Genomic DNA, 13,851 nt, shown 5'->3' with positions numbered 1-13,851 from the left:
GGCACCCTGCCGGATCAACTCGTGCAACGGGTCGTTGCTGGCTACCTCTGGTTGTGAAAGAGCATGCAGGTTAGACTCGGACATGGCGTATCATTCCTCTGTTGGTTGTGATCTTGGCGGAGATCAACCAACAGGATACGCCACCCCTTCAACCTGCTTCCATACACCAGAAATCACCATAACTCGGTCTTACGGGAGCAGATGCGAAATTTTATGGCTCATGGTGCTTTTGGTAAGCGCGGTGAGGCATTCTTGTTTCACTCTGGGGCTGGTGCGGTTCCGATCCTGCTCACTGAAGATGCAACCAACAGTTACTCGTTTTCAGGAGACCCCGGCTTTGATGAAGTGGAGGCAATCAAATCAATCGACTCGTTCTTGAGTGATCTTTGGTCAAGTGAGATCTCTGCAGCGGAACCTCATCTTTTTAGCAAAGTGCCCAGCATACTCACTTTCGCCTCTGACGGTTCATACTCAAAAGCTATGAAGTCAAAAGAAGCAATGTCACAGTTGGTAGAGTACCTAGAGAATCAAATGGACGCAGCTGCAAACATGGATTGGTAAACGGGGGCATCAGCTAATCAGATGATCAACGGGAACACCTCCCCCCGATGCGTTTTTCCTTAACAGAGTCGTATATGGTGTCAATGTGGAGATGGGAATGCACAAGTTCACTGCTAAAGATGGAAACCGATATTATATTGATTTAGACGATGGGCAGGATATTACAGTATTCGATTGTAGTAAGAATCGAGTGGGATCTATTACATTTATGCATGTAAATGAAGATGACTGGGGGGTGTCTAGTTATTTTTACCTTCAGAACCTTGACTTAAATGGCTGCAAGAGACTTGGTATTGGAACTGAGGTGTTTCGCCTTCATAAGAAAACCTTTCAAGAGCCAATTTTAGCAGCTAGTGAATTTGATCCGAAGATGGATGATGGCAGTCACCTCATCGATGATGGCATACCTTTTGTTGCGAAAATGCGTGAGAAAGGGCTTATTTGTGCAGAGGTTGGCGATGAGAGTTTTATGGATGACGACTACTAATTTTTCCTGGTGAAACTATGCATGCGACAAGCGAGTGATCAAGCAGCAGTTGTTCGAAATGAAAAGGGGATAGTTAATGGAAATGGTGATTTCAGTGGGTGCCTTTTTGGTCTCTTTACTAGCATTGTACTTTTCCCACTGGCATCAATCTTCAAAAGCAGTTCTTTGCTTTAATAGCCGGTTTTTTGATTGCCTCAGTGAACGGACGAATAGAGAACTGAGCTACACTTTCAGCAATACCGGTAACCAGGAACTTTACATCAAGGATATCGCTCTGTTGATGGGACCATCTCCGCTTGGGCATTTGAAGCATGATGCTCCGTACCTTGAAGTCCCAATCAATCATCTTGATCCGTTTGTGTTAAAACCAGGGGGAATTCGGCCTTTCACTGTGGTGCACGATGCAGCCTATCGGCCGCCAAAGGAATCAGATCCAAATCAGCATCGGTATACAATATTGAGCCTTGAGGTGATCTCCGCAAACGGGAAACGCTACCAAGTTACTCATGATATCTCAGAGTTAGGAGCAACTGGGCCGGATTTGAAAAATCCAATCTGGCAAGGAGTTCCCATGGGTAATTCGATATGAGCGATCTTTGCATAACTATAGGCTGCACATGGAGACTAACTACACTCCGGTTCGTTGCCTCCCCGTTACCAGAGTGGATGGCTTTTTCGAGAGTCAAATACGAAGGGCCATAAGCATTCAATCAATCCCTTCCACCCCAATCCCATTCTTAGCCAACCACCCTTTCCTCCGCTCATAATCCGGCAGAACCCTCTCCACTCGCTTCCAGAACTGCGGCGTATGGTGCGGCTCATCCAGGTGGGTCAGCTCGTGTACCACCACATACTCCACAATCTCACGCGGTAACAGGATGGTCTTCCAGTTGAAGTAAAGGCGGTTTCCCCGGCCGCAGGAGCCCCAGCGATAACCCAGGTCCTGGATTTTTACGCCAGCCGGCTCAACGCCCATGCGTGCGGCGAGCGCCTGAACCTTCTCGTTCAGGTAGATCTGCGCTTTGGTGCTGTACCAGTGAATGAAGTGCTGTTTCGCGTCAGGCTGCAGGTCTCTGCGTAGGCAGAATCGACCTGCTACCAACTTGAGGGGAGTTTGCTGGTCATCAACGAGTTTCAGGCGATAGCTCCGGCCCAGGTAAAGGAAGCCTTCACCATTCACGTACTCCTTCCGAGGCTGAGGCTTTTGCAGCTCGGCTTTCTCTGCCAGCTTCTGGTAGATCCAAAATTTTTTCTCTTGAACGAAGTCCTTGAGCAGTTGATCTTCCACACCTTTGGGAGCGGCAATCACCAGGTCGCCCTCGCGATCTACGATGATTTCCAGGGTCTTTCGCCGTTTGCTATGGCGCACCTCGAAAGTCAGATCGTCTACCTGCAATTCCATCACGCGTTTACCAGCTTGGTGTGATTGGCTTTGGCCAGGTCGATTAGCTTGTCTAGCAATCCATCCAGCTGATCCATGGGGAATAGATCAAGTTCGAACAATTCTTCGAACAGCCTGCCTCGCAAACGCTCCTGGTCCGGCAGATGGGCCGGTTTCCAGAAATCCGGGATGCGCATTTCTTCCTGGATAATTTGAACAGTGGAGGCGGTGGCTTGCTCCAGGCTCTCCTGCTCATCAGCTGCAGGGAGCGCATCGGTTCCGTATTTTACTTCGGTCATCAGCCTAAAAAAGGGTAGGTGATTTGAGGGAAGGGCAGACGTCGGTTCATCGTCCGTTGCTTCGTCGTCCTTCAATTTCTTGACCAGACTCGATAAAGCATCCACTTGTTCCTGCCAGAGCCCGTCCAACTGGTCCAGAATCTCTTTCAGGCGTTCGCTTAACTTGGTGTATTTCACTGGGTCTTCGTCCAGGTGCTTGCGCACGTGAGAGCGAACAGCATGTTCCATTTCGGATGCCTTGGCTCGATCACTGACTTGCCGGTTTATGTGCTGATCAAAATCGGTGTCCGTTAATTGCACCGGCGGAATCTTCGGGTTGATGCCCAGAGAGATCATGTAGTCGTCGATCAGCTTGCGGACTTTGTTGCCAACGTCTTTACCCAGCTCCGGGCTGTCCTTGTAGCGATTCCGCGCGAGGGCGTGAATGTAGGCCAGTTGTTTTGCATCGTTCACAAACTCAAGCGCTTCGGGCCGGGGCAGCACATCATCCAGCGTTCGGTTGAATTCCTTCAGCTTAACGATGAACTCGGCTCTCAATCTCTCATCACCCAGGGCTGCAACTGCCTCCTCTGCATCCTCCAGGCTATCGACGTCCTGTTTCCTCAGCACATCGACGACACGCAGGTGGCGGTCCCGTAGCATCGGGATCTCGTCTTTCAGGCTTTGCAATGCGCCTTCGACATCCTCATCACTGTAGGCGGCAAGTGCTTCTTTCAGGTGATTGGCAACGCCATAGTAGTCCACCACAATCCCACAGCGTTTCCCGAAGCCGGTACGGTTCACCCGGGCAACTGCTTGCAGCAATTCCGCTTCACGGATAGGGCGGTCCAGATACATCACGCCCGCAATGGGAGCGTCAAAACCAGTTAGCAGCATGGATTTGACGATCAGGAAACTGAGCGGGTCCGCCTTTTCAGGATCTTTATGAAACAGCGGTTTTTTGAACCGGCTGATGTTGTGCTCGATTTCAGCCCTGTCACTCCATTGCGCCCAGCCGCTGTCATCGTTGTTGCTGCTACTGAATACCACGGCAAAATCCAGTTTCTGCAACAGGTCGCGGTATTGCCAGGCTTTAATAGCCGCTTGGACTCGCGGTGGTCGAGTAATTACGTCGGTTTCAGCGATGTTTTTGTCTTCAGCCGGCAGTGCCATGGCCTCTTCAAGTAGCTTCGACCGGGCCTGTTTGAGTGCTTCCAAGTACCGGATTGCGGCGCGACGACTGTAGGCGACTAGCTGAGCCTTGAATCCATTCGGAAGAATGTTGGTTACATAGTGGCGGAGAATGTCGGCGGCCTTCTCCTCGATGAGCAGGGGTGCTTCAAAGATCTGGCCCTTGGTCGCGTATTTCTTTTTGATCAGCTCCAATTCATCTTTGGTTCGCTCCTTGAATAGATCTTCGAACAGATCGTCGAGGTTGGCGCCTTCCTTGACGGCACCTTCTGCCGTTCGACCCTCATAGAGGATGGGTACCGTGGCGCCATCTTCTTCCGCTTCCTTGATGGTGTAGCGGTCAATGTACTCGCCAAAGATATCGCTGGTCTGTTTCTTCTTGCCCATGATGATGGGCGTACCCGTAAACCCAATTCGGGCAGCATTGGGTACAGCCTGCAAAAGGTTGGCGTGCAGATCACCCGCCTGGGTCCGGTGAGCCTCATCGATCATCACCAGAATATCCGGGCCGTCGTTGATCAGCCCTAGTGGTTTTGCGGGAATGGGCTTTACCGGTTGGCCGTCAGTTTCTTCCGCCGCATCCCGGCGGTTGAGCTCAAGCCCACGTTCCTCTTTGGGAGGTGGGTATGCGGCAGAAACGCTCTCATGCTCACGGTATTTCTGAATAGTTGCGAAAACGAGTCCCGGACCGGGCTGCCCCAGAAGTGATTTCAGTTTGCCGGTGTTGTTGGCGATCTTGACGGTTTCACCGGTCAGAGTGGCCGTGCCAGACAACTGATCCTGGAGATCCTTTCGATCCGTGATCACGACGACTTTGAACCGGCGAAGATTCGGGTCGGTTCTCATCTTGAGAACAAGGAATACCATTGTGAGGCTTTTGCCACTGCCCTGGGTGTGCCAGATGATGCCGCCCCGGCGGTCATGCTCGCCGTCCTCAATTCGGGTTTTGCCGGTTTTCAGGCGCTGGACGGCGAGTGTCACTGCTCGGTACTGTTGGTACCGGCATACGAGCTTGATGGTTTGGCCGCCCGTGCTCATGAACAGCATAAAGTGGCGGACGATATCGAGCAGATTGGCCGGTGGCAGCATGCCAGCGATCAACCGTTGTTGAGAGGACAGTGAACTAAAACCGAGCTTTTCTGCTACCTCGGCTTCTGACCGAGGCACCACGGTTTTCCAATTCAGGTAATGGCCGAGTCCGGCACCGATCGTTCCCACTCGCGCATCGTCAAAATTCGAGGCCACCATAAACTGATTGGTAGAGAACAGGGCAGGGGCGCCCTCGTGTTCTTCCACTTCGAGATCGTGGTAGCGCTGATCATGATAACGGCGCAACTGGTCTACAGCGTCGGTAAGGCCCTCGGGTACCGTGCGGCCTTTGCATTCGATGACGACGAGGGGGATGCCGTTAACAAACAGAACCAGGTCCGGGATCACGTGGCCTTTCCAGCCATCGTGCCCGGGTGGGCATTTGACCTTGAACTGATTCACTACGGTGAAGGTGTTGTTCTCAGGGGTTGCCCAGTCAATGAACTGGATAGTTTGCCCTCGGCCGCCATCCCAGTCCGGCAGGCCCTCTACGGTGATTCCACCGTGAAGTAGCTCCGTGGCCAGTTGATTGGCTTCCATCACTTTATTCGCGGGAAGGCGGGTGATGGCTGAAACCGCCTGATCAACCCGCCGTTCATCCAGCCATGGCGAGCCGTTCCGGGTATTGATGGCCACAAGCCGTTCACGAAGCAACGACTCCATGACGACCTGGGCAAAGGTTTCACGATGGGTAACAGCGGGCTCCTCCAGTGAGCCCTCAATGTAATCCCAGCCTTCCTGTTCCAATTGTCGAATGAAAGGGAGCTCGACTTCAGTAAATTCCGGGCCGGGCATTACAACTCCTGTTTTTTTAATCCATTAAAAATTGTGCAATCTCTCGATGGCCAGATTGAGCATGCTGTCGTCAAACAGCTTCACCTTACGTTCAGCCGCAGCTGCTCCGGCAGGCCAATTCCGTAACCCTTCTTTGACGCTTTCCAGGTTGGGGCAACACCCCTCGCGCTCGATCAGCCAGTCGACGGTTGCGAGAAGCTCCATGCCCAAGGGTGACTGGAAGCCATCGATCAATTCCGACACGTGCTCCAACGCAGCTTCATAAGCGTTTGCTTCGCCGGATTTGAGATAAAGGTGAACCTTCTCTTTGCGTGACTGCTCAAACCAGATGACGTCCTCAGGTTTGGCATCGCCCAAGCGTTTCTCGCAGCGTAAATAACTGCCGTCCAGAGAGTCCAGCAAGTGCCGTAACCGGTCGGCATAAGGGCCATAGCGGTTGGCTTCAAAGCGCAGGTCCATTGGATCTTTCAGGCCAGACTTCACAATGGCGCGCTCCATGAACCAGGCCAGTTTCTGGATTTCCAGCAATGAACACTCGATTCCGAGCACCCAGTAGCGGCGAACCAGTTCAGCAATCAGTGCGCGGGGTGGTGTCAGTTTCTCCACGCCTGTCCGACGCGTTACGTTCTGGTATTCGGCCGTCGGTTCGAACAGAACAATACGAACATCGGTAAGGTCACCCAGTGCTTCTTCAATCCGGGGTTTCACTGTGGCCCAATTTAACCCTCCATTGCCACTCCCCAGCGGTGGGATGGCGATCGACTTTATGCCCTTTTCAGAGATCACCTTGCGAAGATCCTGAAGGCCAGTGTCTATCCACTCCAGCTTCGTTTTGGTGCGCCAGTGCTGCTTCGTCGGGAAATTGATGATCCAACGTGGTCCCATCAAGTCAGTCCGCTCGGTCACAAACATATGGCCGGTGCGAACCTGGTGTTCCTTGCAGGCTTTCGCGTAGGCATGGAAGTTCTCAGGGAAGGCTTCCTTGAACATCAAAGCAATGCCTTTGCCCATCACGCCAACGGTGTTGACCGTGTTCACCAACGCGTCGACATCCGCTTCCAATAAATTGCCTTTCGTATATTCGATCATCAGAAGAACCAGCTCGGTTTACTGTGTATGCCCAAATTCAGTTGCCGCTCAGCAGCCAATGCCTGAACTTCCGCTTTAATCCGGTCATTGTAGGTTACCACGCCCAAGAGAGCATCCACCGGGAGGTGGCGGTGAATAAGCGCTTCGGCCTGGTAGCGTTCCGACTTGGCGGGGTCTTCCGGATCTTTCCGAAAATCCCTGGCTTGCAAAAGCTCCCACGGAACCATGTTCGCCAGCTGGTTGAGGTCGTTGCTGAAACTGGCATTGAAAAGATACGCATGCCGATCCGTAAACAGGAACCGGATACCTGCTTCGTTCACCTTGTGAAGAGAGCTGACCAGAATGACGATGTCTGCCTTGAGGCGCTGGGGCACGTTACGGCCTGTGACAATGTTGAGCAGCATGGGAGAGTAGGGTGTGAAGTAAAACGGAATGTAATCCGACAACACGCCGGACGGCTCCATGGGAACCGTCCGCTCCTTTCTTCCTTCAATGAGCTCCTGGTTGCCAATGCTGACGAAGCCCTGATCTTGTTGGACGCTGGACCGGCAGTGGATGCCATTATCAAACACCCAAGGGAGATTTCTCCGATGAGTGATTCGAAATATCAGAGCCTTCTCTGGCGTCAGGTCTTTCTCAAACCCCATGGCAGTTACTCCGGCGTGTGGCTACGAATGCATATCTTCCGAGAGTGCTTTTTTGCCCATGGCTCTCTCGATTAGCCCCATCAGCAAACGCTTTCTCGACTCGAAGAACCCAGTAAAATCATCGGCCCGTAATTGGGCTGTTGGAATGAAGTGTCCCTCCAGAATGGCATTCATCTCAGGGTCTTCGAGCTGCACCTGATCATGATTCTGAAGCTTGGCCAGATAACGTGACGGCGCATCTCCACCAATCATCCGGTTGGCTTTATAGGAAATCGGGGTTTTGTTAATGATCGAATCATAGACCTTGGGCGGGATTCCATTGGCCTCACACCAGGCGCGAGGGAAGATGTGGTGAATATCCAGCGCCACTTCCTGAGTGTCCAACTGTTGGATGCGGCCTTTCCAGAAGAAATCGGAGGCGCCTTCACGCAGGATCAGGACGTTGATGCCCTTGTACGCTGCGCTCAATCGGCTACGCAGAGACTCAAGGCGTTCTGGGTCAAAGGAAGCATCGGTGACGGTGCGAGGTGTTGAGCTGTCGTCCTCGAACCAGTTCATCAGCTCTTCGAGATCCACTGCTATGCGGGTTTCAACCGCGCCACCGTATAGCTCGCCCAATACACCAGACCAGAACCAGCGGGCCAGCTTCTGGTGAACCTTCGGCTCTCGCCAGCGTTCACCGAGCAAGGTCAGTGTCGCGGCAAGTGGCACGAGCTGGGTACCGTAAGGCAGCTCTTTCCGGCTGAAGAAGCATTCACCCGACAGGAACTTGGAGGCTTCAATAAAGCCGGCCTCAACTTCATCTGCCCATTTCTGGTAAGCGCTCAGCGGCAGCTCCAGTACAGAGGCCCGCTTGGCGCTGACTGGTCGAACCTGCTTGCCCTGTTTCCCGTCTGCGATGTCCTGGTATTTGCGCTGTCGCGTGTGGAGCAGGGTGATGGCTTGCAGAAAATCGGTGCTCTCGACGCCTTTGAGTAATTCGTGTTTGGCCAAGCGTTCCCGTCTTGAAGCCACATTACGGATATCAGAGCCAAACCAGTCGTCTCGAAGGTTGTAGCCCTCGGCGGCATAGCTGGCCGTCATCAGCTCAAAGACAGAAAGCTGAACGCCGCCTGTGTTCACCTTTTCGAAAACCAGGCAAACGGCTTCTTTTGAAGTTTCTTTTTTCAGCTCGATGATCGGGATCTGGTAGGCGACGAACGCGCCAATGATCTTCTGTTTGAACTTCAGGAACTGTTCCATACCTTCCGGGTTGAACTGAAACAGATCCTGCAGCCATTGGGAGTCGTCCAGAATTTTGTCGCACGGGAAGTGCAATTGCTGGCATTCCAGCTCACGGGTGGAAAGATCTAGCTCCACGTCGCGGCCAAAATTGCTGCGAACCTGGCGACCTTTATCCACCGCTTTGACGGCTTCATCCAGACGGTCGTCGCCTTCCAGGGCCATCGCAATATCGAAGTAATAGTGACGAAGGATGTCCTTGCCTTTCGCGGTGCGCGTGTCCACCGGGGTAGTCAGGGCAATGGCTTGCGTCAGGCTCGTCAGGCGTTGCTGGCCGTCCAGGATGAGTTGTTCAGGGTTATCGGTAACATCGTTTGCGGGTATGCCCTCAACCGGCCGCACCTGGAATTGCACTTCACCACCGGTCTCCATAAGCATGACCGCACCCACAGGAAACGACCGTGCGACACTAACCAGAAGGCTCTTTACGTGCTCATCATCCCACACCCAGCCACGCTGAAAATCCGGCAGCTGGATTTTGCCATTGGTGATGTCTTTGAGCAGTTCGGGTAGCGAGCGTTTGGTGCTGTCGAAGGTGGTCATACTGCATCCTTGAGTAGGGGGGTGACGCGGACTCGGCCGGTGAGAAGGTCGTCCATTAGGCCAGTTTTCTGGGATGAGAGCTTCGTTAAGCAATGCGTTTCACGGGCAATGCGCTGAGCAATACTTTCATAAGCTTCTGCAATTTGCTGTTGCTCACTCTGGCCTGGGAACGGGATTTTCAGGGGCCTTAGATCTTGAAGGTTAATGTTCTTCTGCGCACTTTGTGGCGCTCTTGCGTCCAAATGCTGTTTCGCCCTTCTTATACAGAGCTCAATAAAGCGAGTGCTCACGCCTTCAGAAGGTATAATTCCAACAATGCTGTCGGGGAAATACATAGGTATTGCTAGAATTGCAGAGTCGGCAATATTGGCAGCGATGGTAACGGCTATCGTTCCAGCGGGGAACTTTTTGCTTGCAGTCAGTCCTCTGCTGCTTAGAGTTTGAGAGTACAACGACACGAGCTTTCCTCGAGATCTCGCAATGTCTCCCGTTTGAATGAATGGATAAGGGCCACCGTAAAACTTCGGATCGTTCCTCGGGCGATGAGTAAACTGTCCGCGCTCGACGCTTGCGACGTCCTCCAATTCTCGAACCTTCCATTCTTTCGGAATCAACCCTAAAGCCGATTCCCGATAAAGCTCCGGCGCCTGTTCCGGCGTGGGGCGGAGCTGGCCATTCTGGTCGATGCCTCGGGTGAGCAGGTCGTGAAGCAGGCCTTCCTTGATTTTCTCCAGTTTCCCGATAAGGGCCTCGGTTTTCTGGATTTGGGTGTTCAGAGTGTCCAGGATTTGGGCGATTTTTCGCTGCTCTGCTGATGGCGGAACAGGGAATTTAATTTGCTTGAAGTCTGATCCAGATATCTCCAGGAAGGTCGTCCCAGACGCTCTCCGCTTCAGTTCTGAGCAAGCTTTTCTCGTCCAGTAATAATAGAAATCGGGGTTTGAGCTTTGGCGAAAGACAATGCTTTTGAATCCCTGATTGGTCGTTACCGGGACTGAGTTGATGGCACAGTACCCAAGAGATGCCCGGGTAGTGACTAGCAGGCTGCCTGCAGGCAGAAGGTTCGCTCCGCTTTGACGAAGCCCCTCATTGGTAATCGATTCATGCGTCAGACGGAGCGTTTTTTCCTTTAAAGTAGTTACTTCGCCGGGGGTAACCCACGGAATGGTGCCGCCCCAATAATTCGTGATTTCACGGCTGGGCGTTCCGCCACTCACAACTGATCCCAGATCTTCAATCTTGGCTGTCTTCCAGTCGTCTGGTAAATCAGCTAGTACACGTTGGTAATCAGACATAGCCGAGTTCCTTAAGGAATCCTTTCAGCTCTTCGGCTGATGAGTCCCGCTCAGCCTCAATATTGGCCAGCGTTACCCAGTATTTATCCCACCAGGCTTCGAACGCATCGATCACTTCCTGCCGCTGCTGTCGAATGTAGGAGTCCAGTATCCCCAACATGTCGTTGCGCAGAATCGTTAACATCAGCTCTGCAGCACTGGCTTCGTCCAGTGCATCCACCGCTTCGTTCAGAAGAGCCTCAAAGCTGGCCCGTTTGCCTTTCAGTGTTTTGGTGGCTTTGGTGCGTTCGGATTTCCACGCTTTAATATCCGCTTCGGTGGGCGCGTCTTCATCCGGTTCCGCTTCATCGTCTTCCTCAGGCTGTGCCGTGGCGGCTTTGATGCGGGCATCCAATTCGGCCTTGCGAGCCTGCAGGTCTTCCAGCTCGGCCACGTAGTCGGCGAGCAGGAAGGTCACCAGTTTGTGAGCCAGTGGATTGGTCTTCTTCTGGTCATCTTCCAGCAGCGTGATGACGCTGGTACGCCAGGCGTCCACCACGCCTTGTACGCCACGGGCCTGCAGGGTGCGGAATTCGTTCTTATTCTGATCCCAGAAACCGGCGATGATGCCACGTACAGCAAACCGATCCAGCATGCCGATCGGGTCCAGGGCGTGAGTGAAGGTGCCTATCAGTTCATCCCGCAGAGCGCTCAGTTGCTGGCCGTTGCCGGAGAGCTCGGCAATATGTGGAGCTCGTTGCTTCCACCAGGTTTCGAAGCTGTCCTTGAGCCGAGCCTCTTTGTGTTGAATGCCGGCATTTTGTTCGATGGCTGGTTTAATCGCGGTTTTATCAGTGAGCTCATCCCGGAAGTCCACATAATCTTCTTCACCAGGCTTGGGCGTGAATAGGTCCATGGGATCAAGACCCTGGGCATCAAACAGAGGTTGCTTGGCCCGAACTTCTTTCAGGGGGATACCGCCCACCAGGTGTGCATGCACGTCCTGGGGTTCCGGTGGTGGGGCGTTATCCGCATAGCGGCGGATGTTGAGGTTGTAGTCGTTTTCCCGCAGCTCTTCCAGGCTAACAATGCGCGAGAAATTGTCTGCCTCGTCAAACGTCTCAAAGGTGCTGGCGATTTTCTCGATATGCTCCGGCAGCAAGTGGTTCTGTGCCCGGCCTTCGTAGTATTCCCGGTCTGCATTGATGAACAGCACCTTGCCTTTGCGTTCTGGTGCTTTAGCACCCTTGTTGCGCAATACCAGGATGCAGGCAGGGATGCCGGTGCCGTAGAACAAATTGGGGGCGAGGCCGATCACGGCTTCAATCAGATCGTTCTCCAGCAGCCCGGCACGAATGCGTTTTTCATCACCACCCCGGAACAGCACGCCGTGGGGCATAACCGTGGCCAGCGTGCCATCGGATTTCAGACTGGCAACCATGTGCTGTAGGAACATCAGATCGGCTTTCTTCGCGCCTTCCGGCACCTGGCCATACTGGAACCTTTCCGGGAACTGGTTGCTGGGTGTGAAGCCGATAGAAAACGGTGGATTCGTGAGGATGCGGTCAAAACGCATCAGTTCACCGCCTTCGACGTGCTGAGGATCAGTAAGAGTGTCTTCGTTTCGCAGATCGGCGCTGGTGATACCGTGCAACAGCATGTTCATCTTGGCGATGGCCCAAACTGAACCAGACGCTTCCTGACCGAACAATGAGAGCAGGTTTGGATCGCCACCCTGTTCTTCCAGATATTCTTTGGACATGATCAGCATGCCACCAGAGCCACAGCATGGGTCGTACACGCTCTGACCTTCCTGGGGATTGGTTAGCCGGACCATCATCCGCACAACTGAGCGTGGCGTGTAGAACTCGCCGCCTTTCTTGCCGGCAGAATCGGCAAAGTCGCCAATCAGGTATTCGTAGGCGGCACCCAGCAGGTCCGGGAACTCAAAGTCTTCGTTCCGCAAACGGTACTGACTGAAATGCACGATCAGATCCCGCAGCTTCTTGTCCGGTAAGGTGGTGGAGCCGACCTTTCGGGTGAAGTCGATATGCTCCAATACGCCTGCCAGGCTTACGTTGTGCTCTTCCAGGCCTGCCAGTGCTTTGTTCAGGTAGTTGCCCACGCCATGGTGGGCATCGTTCATCAGGAACTCCCAGCGGGACTGCTTGGGCACATAGAAGGTGGACTTGTACCAGTTCTCCATGTCCGCAATGGCTCTCGCCTCCACCTCGCCTTTGCCTTTTGCCAGTTGGTTGGAGACAACTTCCTGGTAGCGCTGCTCGAACACATCAGAGCAGCGCTTGAGGAACAGCATGCCGAAAATGTATTCCTTGAACTCCGAGGCATCCATCTTGCCCCGGAGAATGTCAGCAGCTTTGAACAGGTGGCGTTCAAGTTGTTCGAGCGTTAAGGCCATGGGTACTTCCGTTTGGTGTTTCTGGGAACGCTATTCGAAAGGTGCGACAGATTGAGTCGGAGGGTGTCGCGAATGTTGCGTTTGAGTGGGGTGATATTGCCCGCTAGGAAACGGATGATCAACCGGCTGATGAGAGGTGGCCGGTTGGGGGTGCTCACTCAGTTGCTGGTGCTTCATCTCCTGCTTGTCCCAAAATTGTGGCTGGCTAATCCCCACACCTTGGTGTCGTATTTCGCCAGATAGCTGGCGCGCTTGAACAAGTCATCGTACCGTTCTCCCTGACGAAGATGGTAAAGGTAGTTCTGTGGGACGTGAATGAGCCCGTCACCTTCTTCCTGGGTGCAGTTCAATGCGCTGCACCAGGCCCTGCTGATCATTCCATACAAGCCGGTACTACCAACCCCTAATTCACCCAGTCCCCGAAAGGTTTGTTTATTGAAGAACAGGATGCAGTGATAGTGGGGATAATTAGGGTTGGTGAACTCTCTACACCAGATGAAACCAACATTGGTTGGATGAAATCGTTTACCTTGACGGGACAGTGAGTTGCCATAGGCCTTGATCTTCGCTTTTAGTGAGTCGATAAATCTGTTGAACAAAGGCCGCCCGGCTTCATTACGCCAGTCGTACCAGCAGGGAAGTCTGAGATCTATTCTTATGGCAATTGAATGGGGATGGTTAATGACCGCCTGATTGATAGTGCCTTCTATCCGATGAAGATAACTTTCTATATATGGGCCGTGCTTTGGAAGGAGGGGCTTTGTGTTAAACATGCCCTCTGTAGTGAGGGGCATGTTGTATGCCTGAGTCATTGTC

At 53.0% G+C, this 13,851-nt stretch carries 11 protein-coding genes; 3 read left to right on the top strand and 8 right to left on the bottom strand.

All coding sequences use genetic code 11. The features are described 5' to 3' along the window. Positions 1 to 201 precede the first annotated feature (201 nt). The 3 genes from MLC59_RS13560 to MLC59_RS13550 all read left to right on the top strand — a co-directional run bounded on the left by MLC59_RS13560 (position 202) and on the right by MLC59_RS13550 (position 1,637). Positions 202 to 561, top strand: coding sequence for a hypothetical protein (locus MLC59_RS13560; RefSeq protein ID WP_248234967.1), 360 nt, complete (start codon positions 202 to 204; stop codon positions 559 to 561). A 97-nt stretch (positions 562 to 658) separates the two neighbouring features. Further along, the gene (locus MLC59_RS13555) at positions 659 to 1,048 is read left to right on the top strand and encodes a hypothetical protein (protein ID WP_248234966.1); all 390 of its coding nucleotides are present in this window, start codon (positions 659 to 661) and stop codon (positions 1,046 to 1,048) included. Positions 1,049 to 1,124: 76 nt separating this feature from the next. Then, complete coding sequence (locus tag MLC59_RS13550; protein WP_248234963.1) at positions 1,125 to 1,637, top strand: hypothetical protein; 513 nt, start codon at positions 1,125 to 1,127, stop codon at positions 1,635 to 1,637. Between the two features lie 117 nt (positions 1,638 to 1,754). On the opposite strand, the gene MLC59_RS13545 is transcribed toward MLC59_RS13550, so the two are convergent. The 8 genes from MLC59_RS13545 to MLC59_RS13510 all read right to left on the bottom strand — a co-directional run bounded on the left by MLC59_RS13545 (position 1,755) and on the right by MLC59_RS13510 (position 13,847). Then, positions 1,755 to 2,450, bottom strand: coding sequence for a M48 family metallopeptidase (locus MLC59_RS13545; RefSeq protein WP_248234960.1), 696 nt, complete (start codon positions 2,448 to 2,450; stop codon positions 1,755 to 1,757). Then, a complete protein-coding gene (locus MLC59_RS13540) occupies positions 2,450 to 5,782 on the bottom strand; it encodes a type I restriction endonuclease subunit R (protein ID WP_248234959.1) in 3,333 nt (1,110 codons plus the stop codon). Before MLC59_RS13540 ends, MLC59_RS13545 begins: the two co-directional genes overlap by 1 nt. A gap of 24 nt (positions 5,783 to 5,806) precedes the next feature. After that, on the bottom strand, positions 5,807 to 6,871 hold the full coding sequence (gene darG / locus MLC59_RS13535) for a type II toxin-antitoxin system antitoxin DNA ADP-ribosyl glycohydrolase DarG (protein WP_248234955.1): 1,065 nt from the start codon (positions 6,869 to 6,871) through the stop codon (positions 5,807 to 5,809). Continuing rightward, positions 6,871 to 7,518, bottom strand: a complete 648-nt coding sequence (gene darT, locus MLC59_RS13530) for a type II toxin-antitoxin system toxin DNA ADP-ribosyl transferase DarT (protein ID WP_248234952.1) — start codon at positions 7,516 to 7,518, stop codon at positions 6,871 to 6,873. Before darT ends, darG begins: the two co-directional genes overlap by 1 nt. A 21-nt stretch (positions 7,519 to 7,539) precedes the next feature. Further along, a complete protein-coding gene (locus MLC59_RS13525; RefSeq protein WP_248234948.1) occupies positions 7,540 to 9,342 on the bottom strand; it encodes a DUF262 domain-containing protein in 1,803 nt (600 codons plus the stop codon). After that, positions 9,339 to 10,637 carry a restriction endonuclease subunit S gene (locus tag MLC59_RS13520; RefSeq protein WP_248234947.1) on the bottom strand — a complete coding sequence of 433 codons (1,299 nt, stop codon included), beginning with the start codon at positions 10,635 to 10,637 and terminating at the stop codon, positions 9,339 to 9,341. Before MLC59_RS13520 ends, MLC59_RS13525 begins: the two co-directional genes overlap by 4 nt. Beyond that, positions 10,630 to 13,035, bottom strand: coding sequence for a type I restriction-modification system subunit M (locus MLC59_RS13515; RefSeq protein ID WP_248234945.1), 2,406 nt, complete (start codon positions 13,033 to 13,035; stop codon positions 10,630 to 10,632). Before MLC59_RS13515 ends, MLC59_RS13520 begins: the two co-directional genes overlap by 8 nt. A gap of 173 nt (positions 13,036 to 13,208) precedes the next feature. Continuing rightward, positions 13,209 to 13,847 (bottom strand): inovirus Gp2 family protein, encoded by a 639-nt coding sequence (locus MLC59_RS13510; protein ID WP_248234943.1) that lies wholly within the window; start codon positions 13,845 to 13,847, stop codon positions 13,209 to 13,211. Positions 13,848 to 13,851 lie beyond the last annotated feature (4 nt).

Source organism: Marinobacter bryozoorum (genome assembly GCF_023156245.1).
Taxonomy (GTDB): Bacteria; Pseudomonadota; Gammaproteobacteria; order Pseudomonadales; family Oleiphilaceae; genus Marinobacter; species Marinobacter bryozoorum.
Note: the sequence above shows the minus strand (reverse complement) of the source record. Positions and strands in the feature narration are given on the sequence as shown.

What these genes read in the sequence shown, in the direction of transcription:
- MLC59_RS13550 (WP_248234963.1), top strand. Translation starts at nt 1,125, where the DNA reads ATGGAAATGGTGATTTCAGTGGGTGCCTTTTTGGTCTCTTTACTAGCA.
- MLC59_RS13545 (WP_248234960.1), bottom strand. Translation starts at nt 2,450, where the DNA reads ATGGAATTGCAGGTAGACGATCTGACTTTCGAGGTGCGCCATAGCAAA.
- darT (WP_248234952.1), bottom strand. Translation starts at nt 7,518, where the DNA reads ATGGGGTTTGAGAAAGACCTGACGCCAGAGAAGGCTCTGATATTTCGA.
- MLC59_RS13555 (WP_248234966.1), top strand. Translation starts at nt 659, where the DNA reads ATGCACAAGTTCACTGCTAAAGATGGAAACCGATATTATATTGATTTA.
- MLC59_RS13510 (WP_248234943.1), bottom strand. Translation starts at nt 13,847, where the DNA reads ATGACTCAGGCATACAACATGCCCCTCACTACAGAGGGCATGTTTAAC.
- MLC59_RS13540 (WP_248234959.1), bottom strand. Translation starts at nt 5,782, where the DNA reads ATGCCCGGCCCGGAATTTACTGAAGTCGAGCTCCCTTTCATTCGACAA.
- MLC59_RS13525 (WP_248234948.1), bottom strand. Translation starts at nt 9,342, where the DNA reads ATGACCACCTTCGACAGCACCAAACGCTCGCTACCCGAACTGCTCAAA.
- MLC59_RS13520 (WP_248234947.1), bottom strand. Translation starts at nt 10,637, where the DNA reads ATGTCTGATTACCAACGTGTACTAGCTGATTTACCAGACGACTGGAAG.
- darG (WP_248234955.1), bottom strand. Translation starts at nt 6,871, where the DNA reads ATGATCGAATATACGAAAGGCAATTTATTGGAAGCGGATGTCGACGCG.
- MLC59_RS13515 (WP_248234945.1), bottom strand. Translation starts at nt 13,035, where the DNA reads ATGGCCTTAACGCTCGAACAACTTGAACGCCACCTGTTCAAAGCTGCT.
- MLC59_RS13560 (WP_248234967.1), top strand. Translation starts at nt 202, where the DNA reads ATGCGAAATTTTATGGCTCATGGTGCTTTTGGTAAGCGCGGTGAGGCA.